This is a genomic window from Spirulina sp. CCNP1310 (genome assembly GCF_034932185.1).
Lineage (GTDB): Bacteria > Cyanobacteriota > Cyanobacteriia > Cyanobacteriales > Spirulinaceae > Spirulina.
In genome coordinates, this window is sequence record NZ_JAYGHW010000106.1 from 1 (window position 1) to 17,427 (window position 17,427).

The 17,427-nt window shown below is 50.6% G+C and carries 18 protein-coding genes; 7 read left to right on the forward strand and 11 right to left on the reverse strand.

Features of this window, described 5'->3' with window-relative positions; all coding sequences use genetic code 11:
* The first annotated feature begins 180 nt into the window (after positions 1-180).
* The 4 genes from ilvN (at position 181) to VB712_RS19975 (ending at position 3,967) form a co-directional block, all read left to right on the forward strand.
* Positions 181-699, forward strand: coding sequence for an acetolactate synthase small subunit (gene ilvN, locus VB712_RS19960; RefSeq protein ID WP_323258032.1), 519 nt, complete (start codon positions 181-183; stop codon positions 697-699).
* A gap of 40 nt (positions 700-739) precedes the next feature.
* Positions 740-1,591, forward strand: coding sequence for a nucleoside triphosphate pyrophosphohydrolase (gene mazG, locus VB712_RS19965; protein WP_323258034.1), 852 nt, complete (start codon positions 740-742; stop codon positions 1,589-1,591).
* A gap of 92 nt (positions 1,592-1,683) precedes the next feature.
* Entirely contained in the window at positions 1,684-2,838 is a 1,155-nt protein-coding gene (locus VB712_RS19970; protein WP_323258036.1) for an ABC transporter substrate-binding protein, read from the forward strand.
* 58 nt (positions 2,839-2,896) lie between these two features.
* Complete coding sequence (locus tag VB712_RS19975) at positions 2,897-3,967, forward strand: J domain-containing protein (RefSeq protein WP_323258038.1); 1,071 nt, start codon at positions 2,897-2,899, stop codon at positions 3,965-3,967.
* A gap of 181 nt (positions 3,968-4,148) precedes the next feature.
* On the opposite strand, the gene rarD is transcribed toward VB712_RS19975, so the two are convergent.
* The gene (rarD, locus tag VB712_RS19980) at positions 4,149-5,042 is read right to left on the reverse strand and encodes an EamA family transporter RarD (protein ID WP_323258040.1); all 894 of its coding nucleotides are present in this window, start codon (positions 5,040-5,042) and stop codon (positions 4,149-4,151) included.
* A gap of 89 nt (positions 5,043-5,131) precedes the next feature.
* Between rarD and VB712_RS19985 the strand changes: the two genes are divergently transcribed.
* Positions 5,132-6,295: a 5-(carboxyamino)imidazole ribonucleotide synthase gene (locus tag VB712_RS19985; protein ID WP_323258042.1), complete on the forward strand. Its 1,164-nt coding sequence runs from the start codon at positions 5,132-5,134 to the stop codon at positions 6,293-6,295.
* 93 nt (positions 6,296-6,388) lie between these two features.
* Here VB712_RS19985 and VB712_RS19990 read toward each other — a convergent pair whose 3' ends face one another.
* From VB712_RS19990 to VB712_RS20020, 7 genes are all read right to left on the reverse strand, one after another.
* Positions 6,389-7,255, reverse strand: coding sequence for a M48 family metallopeptidase (locus VB712_RS19990; RefSeq protein WP_323258044.1), 867 nt, complete (start codon positions 7,253-7,255; stop codon positions 6,389-6,391).
* 19 nt (positions 7,256-7,274) lie between these two features.
* Positions 7,275-7,694 (reverse strand): hypothetical protein, encoded by a 420-nt coding sequence (locus VB712_RS19995; protein ID WP_323258046.1) that lies wholly within the window; start codon positions 7,692-7,694, stop codon positions 7,275-7,277.
* Between the two features lie 80 nt (positions 7,695-7,774).
* Positions 7,775-8,131, reverse strand: a complete 357-nt coding sequence (locus VB712_RS20000) for an iron-sulfur cluster assembly accessory protein (RefSeq protein WP_323258048.1) — start codon at positions 8,129-8,131, stop codon at positions 7,775-7,777.
* A 160-nt stretch (positions 8,132-8,291) separates the two neighbouring features.
* Positions 8,292-9,500 (reverse strand): glycosyltransferase family 4 protein, encoded by a 1,209-nt coding sequence (locus VB712_RS20005; RefSeq protein WP_323258051.1) that lies wholly within the window; start codon positions 9,498-9,500, stop codon positions 8,292-8,294.
* A gap of 27 nt (positions 9,501-9,527) precedes the next feature.
* Positions 9,528-10,655: an ABC transporter permease subunit gene (locus VB712_RS20010; protein WP_323258053.1), complete on the reverse strand. Its 1,128-nt coding sequence runs from the start codon at positions 10,653-10,655 to the stop codon at positions 9,528-9,530.
* A 230-nt stretch (positions 10,656-10,885) separates the two neighbouring features.
* Positions 10,886-11,965 (reverse strand): amino acid ABC transporter substrate-binding protein, encoded by a 1,080-nt coding sequence (locus VB712_RS20015; RefSeq protein WP_323258055.1) that lies wholly within the window; start codon positions 11,963-11,965, stop codon positions 10,886-10,888.
* Between the two features lie 207 nt (positions 11,966-12,172).
* Positions 12,173-12,370 carry a hypothetical protein gene (locus tag VB712_RS20020; protein ID WP_323258057.1) on the reverse strand — a complete coding sequence of 66 codons (198 nt, stop codon included), beginning with the start codon at positions 12,368-12,370 and terminating at the stop codon, positions 12,173-12,175.
* 233 nt (positions 12,371-12,603) lie between these two features.
* Here VB712_RS20020 and VB712_RS20025 point away from each other — a divergent pair, with 233 nt between their 5' ends.
* Together VB712_RS20025 and VB712_RS20030 are read left to right on the forward strand one after the other, a co-directional pair.
* On the forward strand, positions 12,604-13,161 hold the full coding sequence (locus VB712_RS20025) for a shikimate kinase (RefSeq protein ID WP_323258058.1): 558 nt from the start codon (positions 12,604-12,606) through the stop codon (positions 13,159-13,161).
* Positions 13,162-13,234: 73 nt separating this feature from the next.
* The gene (locus VB712_RS20030) at positions 13,235-14,437 is read left to right on the forward strand and encodes an argininosuccinate synthase (protein ID WP_323258060.1); all 1,203 of its coding nucleotides are present in this window, start codon (positions 13,235-13,237) and stop codon (positions 14,435-14,437) included.
* Positions 14,438-14,524: 87 nt separating this feature from the next.
* On the opposite strand, the gene VB712_RS20035 is transcribed toward VB712_RS20030, so the two are convergent.
* From VB712_RS20035 to VB712_RS20045, 3 genes are all read right to left on the reverse strand, one after another.
* Positions 14,525-15,475, reverse strand: a complete 951-nt coding sequence (locus VB712_RS20035) for a hypothetical protein (RefSeq protein WP_323258062.1) — start codon at positions 15,473-15,475, stop codon at positions 14,525-14,527.
* A complete protein-coding gene (locus VB712_RS20040; protein ID WP_323258065.1) occupies positions 15,476-16,510 on the reverse strand; it encodes a hypothetical protein in 1,035 nt (344 codons plus the stop codon). It lies immediately after the preceding gene.
* Between the two features lie 222 nt (positions 16,511-16,732).
* Positions 16,733-17,209, reverse strand: a complete 477-nt coding sequence (locus VB712_RS20045) for a nucleotidyltransferase family protein (RefSeq protein WP_323258067.1) — start codon at positions 17,207-17,209, stop codon at positions 16,733-16,735.
* Positions 17,210-17,427 lie beyond the last annotated feature (218 nt).

Here is a 17,427-nt window from a genome sequence, read left to right on the forward strand (position 1 = left end):
CCTCCCCCCTTGGTAACAGCCCCCCCTCGAACACCGAGCCAGTCTTGAATCCCACCCCGAACCCCTCCCCCGTTGGCAACCTCCCCCGACCGATGATTGGGAACAACCCCTGCCCCGCCCTCGCTCAGATTGGTAGGCTTCTGGGTTAAAATAGATCTTCCTATGGCATGAAAGTTGGCGATGAAACACACATTATCCGTTCTGGCAGAAGATGAAGCAGGCGTGTTAACCCGGATTGCGGGGCTATTTGCCCGACGGGGCTTCAATATTGAAAGTCTAGCTGTCGGCCCTGCTGAACAGATGGGCATTTCCCGGATCACGATGGTTGTACCGGGGGATGACCAAATCATCGAACAACTGACGAAACAGCTTTACAAACTGATCAACGTCCTCAAGGTGCAGGACATCACCCAAACCCCCTGCGTTGAGCGGGAATTGATGCTGGTGAAGGTCAATGCCTCCGCCTCAAATCGGGCAGAGGTGATCGAACTCACCCAAGTTTTCCGGGCGCGGATTGTCGATATTGCCGAAGATACGTTAACGATTGAGGTGGTGGGGGATCCGGGTAAGTTGGTGGCCTTGATTCAAATGCTCAACAAGTTTGGCATCCGCGAAATTGCCCGCACCGGCAAAATCGCCCTCACCCGTGAATCGGGGGTGAATACGGAATATCTCAAATCTTTGGAAGCGAAGATGTAACGGTTGCATTGCTGATCAAGGAAAATCTCCGCGCCTACCCATGTTAAACCCCACCCTTGCCGCCCTCCAACGCTTAATTGATGTGGTTGCCCAACTGCGATCGCCCCAAGGCGGTTGTCCCTGGGATTTGGCCCAAACCCCCCAAACGTTGATCCCCTACATCATTGAGGAAGCCTACGAAACCGTCGCGGCATTGCAAACGGGAACCGAGGCGGATATCTGCGAAGAGTTGGGGGATCTGTTATTACAGGTGATTTTACAGGCGCAAATTGCCTCGGAGTTTGAGCATTTCAATTTGGCAACCATTGCCGAGGGGATCACCACCAAATTGATCCGCCGTCATCCCCATGTATTTGGGGAGGAAACTGCAACCACCGTGGGGGAAGTGCGGGCCCATTGGGAGGCGATTAAGGCGGCGGAAAAGGGCAATATTCCCGAATCCATTAGCGGCCAATTTCGCCGCTATGCCCAGACGCTCCCGCCATTAATGGCCAGCTTGAAAATTTCCCGTAAGGCGGCGGCCTTGGGGTTTGAATGGGAAACCTTAGAGGATGTGTGGGGCAAGGTTGAGGAGGAATGGGGGGAATTAAAAGAGGCGATCGCCCATAAAAACACCGCTGAACAGGAAGCGGAATTGGGGGATCTGCTCTTTGCCTTGATCCAAATTGCCCGCTGGCAGGGCCTTGATCCCAGCCGCGCCCTCCAAGGCACAAATCAGCGTTTTATCCAACGGCTGGAAATTATGGAAAAGGTGGGCGATCGCCCCCTCACCGCCTACAGTTTGCCCGAACTGGATCAACTCTGGAACGAAGCCAAACGCCAACTGGGTCAGGGGCGATTTAAACCGGAACATTCCCCCGCAGATCATCCCGATTCAGATGGGGCGGCGTGAAATGCAGTGAAGATTGGGTTGAGCCGCAAACTCTTCTGAGGGCAACAATCCCCCTAAACTAGGGGATCATCAATTTTTGTGAGGTGGGATTCATGGCACGGCTAGCGCGTCAATTTTGGCAACGGTTCACCCTTGCCCTCATCACTCTGGTGATCATTGTTGGCTGTCGTGCCGCTAGTCCCCCAACCATTGCGATTGGGGCGATCGTTCCCCTGACGGGCGATGTGGCCCAAACCTCCGGCATTCCCACGGTGGAGGGCATTCAATTGGCCATTGATCAAGTCAATGCCAACGGTGGCATTCTCCTCGACGATATCCCTCACCAAATCACGTTAATCACCGCCGATGATCAAGACGACCCGAACCGCGCCGTTGCCGAAGCTAACCGGTTGATCAATCAAGAAAATATTGTCGCCTTGGTGGGGGTTCCCCTCAGCCGCATGGCCATTCCTGTTGCGGATGTGGCAGAGCACGCCAAAGTCCCGATGATTAGCTCAAAATCCACGAACCCGGCCACAACCCAGGATAAAGCGTATATTTTCAGGGCCACATTTACCGATACCTTCCAAGGACAAGTTCTCGCCACCTTGGCGGCGCAAGAATTGGGTCTGAAACGGGCAGCGGTGCTGTTTGATGTTGCCAGTAATTACAATCAATATTTAGCAAATTTATTTCAGGAAGAGTTTGAGGCCCGGGGCGGGGAAATTGTTGCCTTTGAATCGTACCTAACGGGGGCTACGGACTTCAGCGAGCAATTAGCCATCATTGCCGCTGCCGAGCCGGAGGTGCTATTTCTCCCTAACTATCCTGCTGAAGTCCTGATTCAGGCACAACAGGCGCGGGCGTTGGGGATTGAGGCGGTGCTGATTGGTGGGGATGCCTGGAGTGGGTTTAAGGATGTCAGTGATCCCAGTTTGGCGGGGGCATTGTATACGACGGATTGGGCTTTGGATTTAAATACACCTGCTTCTGAGGCCTTTATTGAAGCCTATCGTGCCGCCTATGACGCTTCCCCCACCTCAGCCGCAGCCTTGGGCTATGATGCAGCCCAGTTGATTTTAAAGGCGATCGCCTCTACCGGCTCCACCGATGCCCAAGGGATCCGCCAATACCTCGCGAATGATCTCGAATATAACGGCGTGACGGGAAAAATTGAGTTTGCCAACAGTGGCGATCCGATTAAAGGGGCGGTGGTGGTGCGCATTGAGGGGGGCGATCGCCGCTTTGATCGTCTTGTCACCCCCTAGGGGACGGATTCCGAGGATTTGATACCATGGGCAAATACTTAATCCCCAGGGGGCAACTATGGCCAAACGCCCAAGCCGCAAACCAACAAAGCAAACTGTATCCGCTAACGCTGCCACGAATGCCCTAGCCCTGGGGCAACTCCATACACAAGTCGCTAAACTCCAGAGCGATCGCCATTGGCTCCTCAAGCAAATTCGCCGCAAACGCACCGAACTGGATAACTTCATGACCCAAATGCGCACGATTGTCACCGAAATGATGGGGCGGGGTTCCGGGTTTATGGAGCAGGTGCAAACCCTGGATGAGGAAATCCATCAATTGTTTGATGAGATCTTAACAAAGCGTAAATTGGGCAAACAAAGCCGGGGGAAGATTGAAGACCTTTACCTATCTTTGCAATTTCAAGATGTGATTAGCGATCGCCCCCTTCCCGGTGAAGAAGATGAGGATGACGAGGAAGACCCTGATTTTGCGGACTTCTTTGAAGAGATGAAAAGGAAGGCCCAGGGCGATCGCGGCCCTCACCCCAGTTCCCCAGAAACAGCCGAATCCGCCCCCAATCAACGGGATATCCGCCAAACCTTCCTGCGGTTAGCCGCCATCTACCACCCCGACCGCGCCTCCGATCAAGATACCCAAGCCCAAAACACCGAAATCATGAAGGAAATTAACCGGGCCTACAAAGATGGTGATTTTGCCCGGTTATTAGAATTAGAGCAGCAGACCCTTAATGAAACGGTAGAAACCCTTGAAAATAGTGATGATTTAGAAAAGGTTTGTGCTAAGTTGAAACGAGAAAATCAAAAGCTCCGGGATCAATACGAGGGCATCAAGCAAGAATTACGCCATCTCCGCAATGATACCCATGAAGGGGAGATGGTGAAAACCTATCGTCAAGCCCAAAAGGTTGGATTAGATATGTTTGCCCAAATGGAGCAGGAAGCTCAGATGGAAGTGGAAAATATGACTAAAATTCGTGACTTTGTGCAGGATTTTCGAGATCAAAAAATGACGATTAAGGACTTTCTCCGGGGGCCAAAACCCCAGCGTGTCATGGTGGTGAATCGCCCTAATGGTGAACAGGTGGTGATCCGCTTGGATCATCTGGACTTGGACGACTTTTTCTAAGGTTCTGGGGTGGGTTTGCTGTGGCGCATCCCAGGGAAGACCCTCACCCTAAATCCCTCTCCCTACTTGGGAGAGGGACTTTTGAGCCGATATTCCGCAGGTTGCTCAATCCATGGTGCGTCAGCCGTGACGCTGCTCTTTTAGATCAGAGATTAATCGCTCTGACGTACCCTACAACTCCTCACTCCTCACTGCTCACTGCAATGCCCGAACGCAAGGATGCAGAATAAAGGGCTAAACCGGCCCAAATACAGCCAAAGGTGAGGGCATGGGTGAGGGTGAAGGGTTCGCCATAGAGGAAAACGCCGACGAGCAATTGTAAACTGGGGGCGATGTATTGCAAGAAACCCATGGTGGAGAGGGGGAGTTGTTTCGTGGCGGTGTTAAACCACAGTAGGGGCATGGAGGTGATCACGCCGGCCCCGATCATCGCAGCAATGAGCAGGGGCGATTCCCCCCAATGGCCCACACCGCTTACCTGCCAATACCCCACCAAGAGGAGGGAAATTGGGGCGAGGACAATGGTTTCGACGGCTAAACCGACGAGGGGGCCAATGGCCACCAGTTTACGCACCAAACCATAGAAGGCGAAGGAAAAGGCGAGGCCGAGGGCAATCCAAGGGACTTGCCCTAAGTTGAGCACCAACAGAGCAACGCCCCCAAAGGCGAGGGCAACGGCGAGCCATTGCTGGCCATTGAGCCGCTCTTTAAAAACGATCATCCCTAAGAGGACGGTGACGAGGGGGTTGATATAGTAGCCGAGACTGGTTTCGACGATGCGATCGCTATTCACGCCGTAGATATAAATTCCCCAATTCACCGCTAAGAGGGCGGAGGTGAGGAGTAGGGCCTTGAGGAGTTGGGGCGATCGCCCCACGGGTTGCAATTCCGGTAAACGGTGCTGCCATGCCAAAATGCTCAATAAAAACACCATTGACCAAATAATCCGATGGCTCAACACCTCCAGGGCGGGAACACCGAGAAACAATTTCCAATAGACGGGTAAGAGTCCCCAGGAAGCATAGGCGAGAATGGCGTAGAGGATGCCGGGCTTGGCGGGGGAAGATGCGGTCATGGGGCAACAAGGGCAAAAATCCCCATTGTAACGAGGATCGATGTCGGGTGTAGGATAGGCAAGGATGCAACGAATAGGGGAAAAAGAGGATGAGGGAGCGATTCTCCGATGGAGAGGCTGTGCCAACGCAGACGGTGGGGGTCATTGGCGGCGGACAGTTGGCCTGGATGATGGCGATGGCAGCGGAACGCCTGGATTTAGATTTAATTGTCCAAACCCCCAGCCCCGATGATCCCGCCCTGGCTTTAGTAGATGAGGGGATTTTTGCCCCTGTAGCGGATGTGGAGGCCACAAGACAGTTGAGCGATCGCGCCTCGGTGATTACGTTTGAAAATGAATTTGTCGATCTTGAGGGTTTGCAAGTTTTGGCGGATCGGGGGGTTTGTTTTCGCCCTAGTTTGGCCAGTTTACGCCCCCTCTTGGATAAGTACGAACAGCGGCAAACTTTGGCCCGCTTGGGTTTACCAACGCCGAAATTTGGGCCATTGACGACAGTGGAGGCGATCGCCTCCGATTATGGCTTTCCCGTCGTGATCAAAGCCCGTCGCCATGGCTACGATGGCCGGGGGACGTTTATTGTTAAAGATGAAGCACAATTGCGGCAATTGTGGCCCAGTTGGCGGTTAGCGGATCTGCTCGTGGAGGAATTCATTCCCTTTGAGCGGGAGTTAGCGGTGATGGTGGCGCGGGGCATCGGGGGGAAGGTGCAGCTTTATCCAGTGGTAGAGACGGTGCAGGTGGATCAGGTCTGTCGGCGGGTGTTTGCACCGGCAGCGATTCCTGAAACGGTGGTGGGGGAAGTGGAGGCGATCGCCTCTACCCTGATCACCGCCTTGGATGCTGTGGGCATTTTCGGCATTGAGTTGTTTTTAACTGCAAATCAGCAGGTGTTGGTGAATGAAATCGCCCCCCGTACCCATAATTCGGGTCATTACAGTTTAGAAGCCTGCGATATTTCCCAATTTGAAATGCAATTGCGGGCAGTGATGGGTCAACCCTTACCCCCTCCCCAATGGCTCTATCGGGGGGCGGTGATGGTGAATTTATTGGGGTTTGAGGTTTCAGAGTCGGATTATTGCCAAAAACGGGAGGCGATCTCGCAAATTCCCGGCGCAGTGGTGCGCTGGTATGGTAAAGGCGCATCCCAGCCGGGGCGTAAGTTGGGCCATGTCACGGTCTGTTTAACAGCGGAACAATGGGAACAGCGAGAGGCGATCGCCTCCCAAATCGAAAACTATTGGTATGGTCAGTAGGGGCGAAAAACTTTTCGCCCCCCCACCCATCCACGTTAGGACTAAAGCGCAAATGCAAACCTTCATTCAACGTTTGTAGTCTTGACCCTGGGGCTACCAATTGCGCCATTTGCCTTGATTTTTGCCTGTTTGAACTTGCTCATAGCGTTCGAGCAATTGCTGATAATCAGGGGATTTGGCCCACCGTTGGATTTCCCGCGCTCGCAGGACGGGGAAAGGATGGGTGCGTTGCTGAACTTGGGCTTGGCGGAGGAGATTACCCAGATCCCGCTGGGCGATCGCATCGTAGGACTGGGCCTGAGCCACAAAAGCCTCCAAATTTAACAGGGGGGCTAACCGAGGCGATCCCCCCGAAAGTTTCATTAACACCGACATCACCACATCAGGATTTTGAGCCGCTAACAGGGCGGCGCGATCGCAACTGAATTCTGCACATCGCACCCAAGTTAACAATTGATCCTGCAACGCTTGGGTCAACAACGCCCCCCAACCGGGTAGCAAATTCGTCGCCAATACCATCAAATTGGCCAACGTTAAATAAACCCCATGCTCACATTTCAAATGGCCCAACTCATGGGCAATTACCGCCTGCACCTCTTCCCAAGTGAGCAATTCAATCAGGGAGGTATGGAGGACAATAAAAGGCCGCTCTCCCCGCATCGCCAAGGTGTAGGCATTGGGGGCCGGGTTTTGCTGGACATAAAGTTCCGGCACTTCGAGATCCAAGACCGCGCAGGCCTCCAGGAGCAAATCGTAGAGTTCCGGCAGTTGGTTCGGCCCCACCTGGACACTGGCGGCAATGTTGTTGATAAAGAAAAACTCCTCGGCCACAGGACTGAGGAGGGAACGAATCACCACATCCAAGCCCGGTAAAGTTTGCAAGGCTTGGGTGGCTTCTTGATCGAGGGGATGACGAAATTGGGGGGCTTGGAGGCCCCGCAGGGGAATTTTGGCGGTCATGGGGCCAGGGGCGAGGGGGTTAGGAGGCGAGCCATTGCTTCACCCGTTGGAGGGATTTCCAGTCGGGTTTACGGGTCAGGCCATCCTCAATGTTTTCGAGGACATCCTGACGAATTTCCTCACTGAGGGCCATCATGTCTTGGGCGGCTTCGATGTGGCTGCGCACACCGGCTTGACCGGCATCGAGCATGGCGAGGGCGAGGTTGATCCGGACTTGGGGGGCCTTGGGATCGAGCTTGACCCCTTTTTGAGCGGCTTTGAGGGCGGCGGCGGGCTTGTCGCAAAGGAGATAGAGCCAGGCGAGACTAGACCAAGCGGCGGCGTTTTTGCGGGCGCGATCGCACACTTCCCGAAACACAGGAATGAGCGTTTCGGGACTTTCCCCCGCTTGGTAGCGCTCTAGTCCGCTTTCATAGAGGGCAGCAACAGAATCGGTCATAATTCCTAGGATTTGAACAAATTGGGCAGAAAATACTTTAGAGGCGATCGCCCCACTGTACAAGGTCTGCCGATTTTGATCTAGACCCCGAAAGATTTCCCACAGCCACAGGTTTGGTTCGCATTGGGGTTCGTGAATTGGAAGCCACCGCCGATCAGGGCGTTGCTGTAGTCCAAAACCAAGCCATAGAGGTAAAGGAGGCTTTTGGGGTCGCAGATGATTTTAAAGCCATCGTAATCGTAGACTTCATCATCGGGGCGAGCATTGCTGATCTCTTCAAAATCCATAGCGTAGGACATCCCAGAGCATCCCCCATTGCGCACCCCCACCCGCAAGCAAAGGTCTTTCCCCTGTTGCTCCCGCAGGAGTTGCAAGTGTTTGAGGGCGGTTTCGGTGAGGAGGATTCCCCGTTGCATGGTTTGGGTTCCTTGGGTCATAGCGGCTCTCCGTTGAACAATCAATTTCCTGTTGTCGGGCAATGGCCCAGCTAAACCCCATTCTAGCGAGGTCTGCGGCAATTGTGGGCCAAGGGGTGAGCGACTGGGGAGGGGCGAACAATTTTTCGCCCTACACCCATTGATTTTTCAACCGATTCCATCACAATTCTGGGGGCATAGCACCCGCCAAAACCGTGGCATAGCGGGCCGCTGCTGCCTGCCAGGTGAAATGGGTTTCAATATATTGTCGTCCCGCTTGGGCCAAGGCCTGGCGTTGCTCAGGACTCCTTAACAGCCCTGCAATCGCGGCGACAAATTCCCCAACGGTATTGGCCCGGATTGCCCCTTGGGGGTCAATGGTTAAACCTTCAAGGGCGCGATCGCTCCCCACCACCGGCACACCTGCGGCCAACGCCTCCAGGGTTTTATTTTTAATCCCAAACCCACTACGCATCGGAATTACACAAAGGGTAGCCTCATGGAGAGCCTCCACCATCACCGCCACTTTCCCCCACACCGTCACCCCCGGCAATGCCCCCAAAGCCTGCACCGCTGGCCCCGGCCTTGCCCCCACTAACGCCACAGTCACATCTGGCATAATTGCCCGCAGGGGGGGCAGAATTTCCCGGCAGAGGAATTGGGCCGCGTCGATATTGGGCTGATTATCCATAGCCCCCATAAACATCAATTGCGCCCCCCCCGGATCAACGGTGCGCATCGGGAAAAGGTCAAGATCAACACCATTGGGAATGACGGTGATCGGTGTATTGGGGCTGAGGCGTTGGAATTGGGCGCGATCCTCTGGGGTGGTGACGACCAAATGGGAAAATTTGCCACAGTAGCCCTGTTCATAGCGACGGAGGAGGGGGAGATTGAGGCGATCGCGCCTCCCCTGATCACTGGTTCCCGCTGCTAGCATTTGCTCAACTGTTGCCGATAAGGAACTGTGGAGATTGGCCACGACCTGAGCGCGATCGCGCCATTGGGGTTCCAAATAAACCTCATTCACCGTATGTTCAGCGGTGATCACCGTAAATCGGGGGGCCTGCGCTGCCACCCAAGCCCGCATCTGTGGGCAAATTTGGCTACGAATATGGGCAGGCACGCCCGTAAGCCAAGCCTGGCCAAACCGCCACCCTTTGCGCCATTTCCCACCCAAGGGGGGCGAGGGTGGGGGGAATACCTGCAACTCCGCTACATATTCCCGCAGTTGGGCAATATCTGCATCGGTGACATGGCCGCTGCGTTGAGTAACGAGGGTAATGGCATGATCCTGACTTAATTGTTTAAGCAGATTAAAGGTACGAACTTGTGTGCCGCCCTGACTGGGAGGATAGGGAAAGGGGGCAGAGATCATCAGAATTTTCATCATGCTCCTCCTGGCCCGTTGTTGGCTTTAACGCTCTTTGATTTGGACAAGGCGGTTAAGGGTGTTCATCCCAAAGGAAATGAGCATATTAATCGAAAGATAGGTAATCGCGATGATGATCATTACATCGATGGGGCGACCGGATTGGTTATAGGTGGTGTTGGCGACGTTGTAAAGTTCAGCATAGGCGATCGCCGCCCCTAAACTGGAATTCTTCGCCAAGTTTTGATACTGACTATTTAACGGCGGAATAATCACCCGCAAGGCTTGAGGAAACACCACCAGCCGCATCGTTAAATTAGAATGTAGCCCCAAGGCCCGCGCCGCTTCCCATTGTCCCTGAGCCACCGACTGAATTCCCGCCCGCACAATCTCCGCAATAAAGGCCGCCGTATAGAGCACCAAACCCACCAATAACGCCGAAAATTCCAACGATAACCGTAACCCCTGCTGGAATGTTCCCGGCTCAATCTCTTCCGGCACTTTCCACCCCAAACCGAAACAGAAAATCAGCAGCAAAACCATCGCTAAAATGCCCAAACCATACAATTGCGGCTGGCCGGACTGGCCTTGTTCCACCATCACAAATGTGCGCCTTTTCCACAGCATCAAAAAGCCGATCTTGCCTACCACCAATAACCCTAAACTGATCCACAGTAACGGCGTATTCGTGGGCCAAATCATAAATAGACCCCGCTTACTGGCATAGAGGATGCCGAAAAAATTAAGCCGATCTTCAGACCTCGGCAATTGGGAAAAAACCGCCGAATACCAGAAAAATAGTTGCAACAATAAAGGCGTATTACGGATTATTTCAATATAAAGTTGGCTACCTTTGCGCAGTAACCAGTTATCAGAAAATTGTAAAATTCCCACAACTGTTCCCACAATTGTTGTAAGAACAATCCCCGAAATCATCATCACCAGGGTATTGATCAAACCTGCCTGCAAAACCCGGCCATAGCTATCGGTGGAAACATAGGGGAAAAAACTGCGGTAGGAGGTGCGGTTGACATCGTAGGGGGCCACACTATCCAGGATTGAGAAAGAGGCCTGGTTGCCTAAAAAATCAAACCCAAACCGTAATCCCGCCCGCTGCATATTGGCGCTGAGATTATAAATCAGCAACCAACCCACAGACACAACAGCGATCACCGCTAAAATTTGTAGGGAATTTTCCAGAAGCGATCATCGCGCCAAAGGGGGATTTGATGCTCAGAAGGGTTGGTCATGACTAACCTGGGAAAGGATTAAGCAGGAAGAAGGCGAGACAATGCCTGTCCAATTTTACAGATTAACCCATGCTTGGGGGGATTCTGCGTTTGCGACGGTTGTCACCTTAGGCGCGGACTGAAGTCCGCACTACGAAGGGGGTGATTAAGGTGTTAACGGAAAGGCGGTGCGTAGAGCAGGCCACCATCTTTCCAGAGGGCGTTAAGACCGCGCTCCAGTTTAAATTCGGAATCTGCTCCGAGGTTACGATCATAAATTTCGCTATAGTTTCCGACCGCTTCAATGACTTTCACCATAAAGTCATCTTCTAGCCCTGCACCGGAACCTAATTCCCCTTCAACGCCTAAGAAACGACGGATGTTGGGATCTTCACTTTCAAGCATTTCTGTGACATTTTCGGAGGTGATGCCTAATTCTTCGGCTTCGATGAGGCCGTATGTCACCCATTTGACCACATCAAACCAAGCGGAGTCGTTGTTAATGGTGGTGGGGCCGAGGGGTTCTTTAGAGAGGGTGATGTCTAGGATGATGTGATCTTCTGGGGTGGAGAGGGTGGTGCGTCGGGCGAGGAGTTGGGATTTATCGGAGGTGAAGCCGTCGCAGAGTTCATCATCATAGGCAGCATAGGCAGGATCTGCCTGTTGGAAGGTTTTCACTTCTGGGTCAACACCGGCTTTGCGCATCCCATCGGTGATGTTGAGTTCGGTGGTGGTTCCGGATTCAACGCAGATGGATTTACCGGCGAAATCTTCTAGGGTGGTGATGCCGCTATCGGCCCGCACCATTACGCCTTGACCATCATAAAAGGTGGTGGGGGCAAATTCTAAGCCGACGGAGGTGTCACGGCTTAAAGTCCAGGTGGTGTTCCGCGAAAGCATATCGACTTCGCCACCGGCTAGGGCGGTGAAGCGCTCGGTGGAGTCTAGGCGACGGTATTCGACGGCATCGGCATCGCCTAAAACGGCGGCAGCGACGGCTTTACAAATATCAACATCGAGGCCGGAATAGTTACCTAATTCATCTACAAAACTAAAACCGGGAATCCCGCCATCAACGCCACAAACTAATGTGCCGCGCTCTTTTACGGTATCGAGGCGGCTGCTGGTGGCGGCGGGAGCGCCCTCTTCGCCGGGGGTGGCGGTATCATTGGCGGGGGGGGTGGCACAGGCAGCGAGGCTACCCATGAGTAGGAGGGATAAACCGAGGCCGTTGAATTTTTTCAGGGCAGTCATAAGCGTCACACCACGAAGGAATTGAATTTAGCTAATCAGTATACACACTTGGTTATTCTGTGCAATTGCGGTGTGTATTTCGCTACAAAAGACCATGGCCTTCTCGGTTAGCCCCTGATGTGAATGGAGTTTGGTGGGGCTTTTTGCGGGCGATCGCCCCCCTTGCTGTTGCGGAGGGGATAGGCCCAAAGGAGAAGGAAGAATGTTTTAATGGGTGGCGGCAATTTCTCGAATCAGGGGGGTGCGGGCCCGGAGGTAGTGGCTGATAATTTCCACTTCTTCGTTGGCGAGCGATCGCTGTTCACGGAGTTGATTGAGGAGCCATTCCACCAAGCTGGGATCATCTTGGTTCAGGATCATGGTGGCCTGGGCATCTTCAACCAAAGACCAGATTTGACGTAGCATTACAGGAGTCATAAAAGACCTACCAATCTCATGCGATGGGGGTATTATGCCATAGGCATTGGGGGCAAAGAGGCTAAAATGGTCACAAAATTTAATGTTTTCTTTAGATTTTTTGCCCCTCTGTTTTACCCTAGCGGATTGTCTCTCCCCTTGTGGGGTTTGTATCAAGGGTGATACATCCCGCAATCAAGCCACAAGTTGTTTAATTCATTTCGTATCAAGAGCATTAAGGGATGTTACAGGGAGTGAGTGTGTTTCTCGTGGGGTTAATGGGGACGGGAAAAAGTACGGTGGGTAAAGCGCTGGCCCAGTCCCTCCAGTATCGTTTTTTTGATAGCGATCGCCTCGTTGAAACTGTTGCGGGCCAAAGTATTGCGGATATTTTTACCGAAGCCGGTGAGCCGGCCTTTCGGGAGCTAGAAAGCCAAGTGTTAGAGCAACTTTGCGCCTATACCCAAAGTGTGATTGCCACTGGGGGGGGGATTGTCTTAGCGCCAAAAAATTGGAGTTATCTCCAACAGGGGTTAGTGGTGTGGCTGGATACCCCTGTGGCGGTAATTGCCCAACGGTTGGCGGCGGTGGAGGATGCTACGCGCCCTTTGCTCAACCCCGTTGATCGCCTTTCCCAGTTAACGGCCCTGTACAACGAACGGCGCGATCGCTATGCTCAGGCTGATCTCCATATTCAACCGGGGCCAGAGGATGCACCAGAGGCGATCGCCCACACCATCATCCAACAAATCCCCACCGTCTTAAAAACCCCCAAAACCCCAAGGGTGAGCGATCCCTGACCATCGCTTTTGACTTTTACCATCCCCCTTGCGTAAAATGACCCTCTGATCAAATCCTCATGGGGGAACAATCATGGGTCGCGCCGATAGAGTTGTACTTGCCTATTCTGGGGGGGTTGACACCTCCGTTTGTATTCCATACCTCAAAGAAGAGTGGGGGGTCAAAGAAGTGATTGCCCTAGCCGCTGACCTCGGCCAAGGGGATGAACTGGGCCCCATTCAACAAAAAGCCTTAGATTCTGGGGCCATTGAATCCCTCGTGGTGGACGGCAAAGAAGAATTTGTCCGCAATTTTGCCTTTCCCGCCATCCAAGCCAATGCCCTCTACGAGGCCCGCTATCCCCTCTCCACCGCCCTAGCACGGCCCCTGATTGCTAAAATGCTCGTTGAAGCGGCGGAAAAATACGGTGCGGATGCTGTGGCCCATGGTTGCACCGGCAAGGGTAACGACCAAGTGCGCTTTGATGTGGGGATTGTGGCCCTGAATCCGAAATTAAAAGTCCTGGCTCCGGCGCGGGAATGGGGCATGAGCCGAGAAGCCACCATCGCCTACGGGGAAAAATTCGGCATTCCTTCCCCGGTGAAAAAATCTTCCCCCTTTAGTATTGACCGCAACCTCTTGGGCCGCAGTATTGAGGCGGGCCCCTTGGAAGATCCGATGACGGAAGCCCCGGAGGAGGTGTTTGTGATGACGAAGGCGATCGCCGACACCCCCAACGAGCCGGACTATGTAGAAATTGGCTTTGAGCAAGGTTTACCCGTCAGTCTTGACGGTCGCGCTTTGGGCCCCGTGGAACTGATCACGGAACTGAATGAGCGGGTGGGCAATCAGGGCATTGGCCGCATTGACATGATTGAAAACCGGGTAGTAGGGATCAAGTCACGGGAAATCTACGAAGCCCCCGCCCTTCTCGTCCTCGTCCAAGCCCACCGCGATCTCGAAAGTCTAACGTTGACGGCGGATGTCACCCAATACAAACACACTATCGAGCAAACCTACACCAATCTGATCTATCAAGGTCTCTGGTATAGCCCCCTCAAAACCGCCCTCGATGCCTTCATCCAACAAACCCAGGCGCGGGTGACGGGTGTAGTCCGGGTCAAGCTCTTTAAAGGTAGTGCTAGCGTCGTCGGCCGTCGTTCGGATCTCTCCATCTACTCCCCCGATCTGGCCACCTACACCGACGAGGATCAATTCGACCACAAAGCAGCGGAAGGCTTCATCTACATCTGGGGTCTACCCACCCGCGTCTGGGCCGAAAGAACCCGCCCTTAATGGAGTTGCCTCACAGTAAAGCCAGCAATGGGAGCAAACTCGTTCTGAGGGTTTGCTCCCGTGGGTGATCAGAAGTCTAGCATCAGATTACTGAGTTCGATTTTGTTGTTGTGCGATCTGTGTAGTGATATTTTCAAATTGAATTGCATTGTGTGATATAACTGCTAGGAAGATAGTGGAAATCCAATATAAAAATTTTTTGTTGGTCAGGGAAAAGAGAACGTCAATATCCGCAATGTTAGATGATTCTATATTATCTTGGCCATTCGTGTAGTGAAAAAAACGATTTCTGATTGTAATCAAAAAACAACCAACTTCTGTATATTTTATAGAAAGCTTCCTGGGATCTTCAGTTGAGTCTGCAATGATTGCTGGTTTACATAATCCGTATAATAGATTAAACATATTTCTTTGCTCAATTTCAGTAGTTAATGAGATATCGAAATCGACAGATGATTCACGAATTGAATCATTTTGATATACTGTGTCTATAAATTTTTTAAAGAAACCCAGTTCACCAGGATTTTTTATCATTAGTCTTTTTAAAGAATCAAATGTCGATTTAAAATCGTCTGTTTTGGACACATAAATAAGAGGTAATGCATACGAAATATGCTCTAGTGCTCTGTATAAGAAAATGAATGCGCTTGAATGTGCTTGTTTTTTTTGATAATAAAAAAAGTATGATAGCTCACTAAGAATATTTTTATAAAATGACCGATTAATAAACCTTTGAGAATCCACAAAATGTGAAAGCTGTTCTGCACTATAGTTTTCACCAATTAGCTTAGGAAAATCTCTATCCCAATATTGGGCATATCCTTGAAAGTTAGCTAAAAAGTAATTTTCTTTTTGAAGTATTTTCACCAATGAATATTTATGCTCTAGTGTTATGGCTCCACTAAGAAGACGAATAATCAAAAGTATTTCTGGATCATGGCTTCCATTAATTTTAAGTTTCTCTGGAATTCTAGATAATGTTGTAGGTGCTAGGCATTCTGAGTATGAGAAAGGAAAGTCTGAAACATCTGAAACCATTTATGATGTAAACTCCATAAAATACTCTGCAAGATCATGTCCATCTTTTTCTAAAAGTCTAGCGTAGCTTTTAATGAATTCACAAGAAAGCTGCCTTCTGTATTTCCCTAGATTGACTTTAGAAGGATTGATCGCATGAAAGCCTTCTTCAAATAATCTTAGTGAATTAGAGAAATCTATTGGATCAACATTTTTTAAGTCATCATAGGATTCCTTAATACCGACACAAAAACCAATTAAGTTGTTATTGGTTTCAAACCAACGCTTGCAATATGGTTCAATACTAAATTTATCTACCAAGTCAATAACATCATCAAACTTCAGTTGGCTCTCTCTATTTCTAGCATCGAGCACTCGATTAACAAGAATTTCATCCATTTTTTCATCGATTATCTTATTGTTTTCATTATTTACATTATTAGTCAAAAATGCTAGATATCCTCTGGATATATCTTCAAGATTAAATGCTCCTCTTATAACCCTATTTGCCCGCTCTTTTTCTGTTTGCACTGAAATATACTCAAGTCTACTAAAGTCGAACATTTTAGCCGTTAATATTTCTATTTGATGCCGAGGAGTCATAGGTTTTTGTCCATTATTTAGCGTTATCATTCTATATAAAAGCTTATCTTGATTTGTAGCCACTATAATATTTACATAAAGCACTCTGTTACTTTCGATTTTATCAATTTCAAATGCAGATTTCAATGTGTTTAAACGTTGCATACCATCTAGAATATATCCATAGTCAATATTACTATTGACATATCGTTCAAAATCTTTTTTATCCGAAAGATCAGTTCGTTCTTTATCAATAAATGCGACTGTTATCGGAGGCATAATACATCCCTCAACTAGGTCTGCCTGTAGCCGCTTATAGAATTTTTTATCTTGAAGCTTACGTTGAGCTTCAAATCTATTAATCAATGGGTATAATTTTTCTAAAGCAAGATTATAAGTAGTTTTTCCCATAGAAACATAGCTGTCAATTACTTCGTCATAATCAGATGTGAATACTTTGATTATTTCTTGCATATCTTTTTTGTATTTGTAGCTGATTGATTTTACAAGATTCAGGTTTAATTAGAACTATAACTCACTACAAGGGGGATGTGTCAAGCACTTGCTACTTATTCCTCAACTTGAAAGTTTCACTAGGGCGGGGTGATCGCTAGGGCGGGGTGATCGCTCGTAATGCGGATTTCAGTTCGCCCCTTCAGCAGCAGACTGTGCGGGATATTATCGGTAAAAGCTGTATCAATGGGGGATTGCTGATCTCTTTGCATAAATCACCTGTGCTGATTGAAGAATGGTTTTACGCCGCAACCAATTACGACTCTTTTTAACGGCATTTTTACTCACAAAATCTACTTTTCGCCCGAATAAAACCTCTAACTCCTCTTTCATTTCAAAAACTTCAAATCCATATCGTGCCTGTGGCCTATAAGTATAAAGGATATCAATATCGCTCGGATCTTCACCTCCCTGCCGAAAGTCGTCTCGCAAAACCGAACCAAAGAGGGCCAGTTCTTGAATTTGCCATTTCTCACAAAAATCAGCAAGCTTTCTAGGCGTTGTATTAAGGCATTGATAAATCCTCTCGATCAGCATTGCATTCCCCACCATATCTATCTCCCGCCCGTCCTCATGATCTTTCCCCTTCAATCCCAATTCTGTCCGCAGCGTTGAGGGCAGATGCTGGTTGTGGGGGGCATCGGTGGACTGTTGAGACATAAAAAATACTGAAGCTCTAACATCTGTTCTCAATTATAGCCAATGCCTCTACTCCCGATTTTGCTGCAATGATTCGGGCTAGGGCGTTAACGGTGGCTCTGGAATGGTGGGATAGGGATCGGGCTTCGGGACGGGAGATTCTGGATCATCGGTGGCATCGGCCAGGTCTGGAGCGTCTGAATTGGTTGAATCCGTTGAATCTGTTGAGGGTTCAGGCT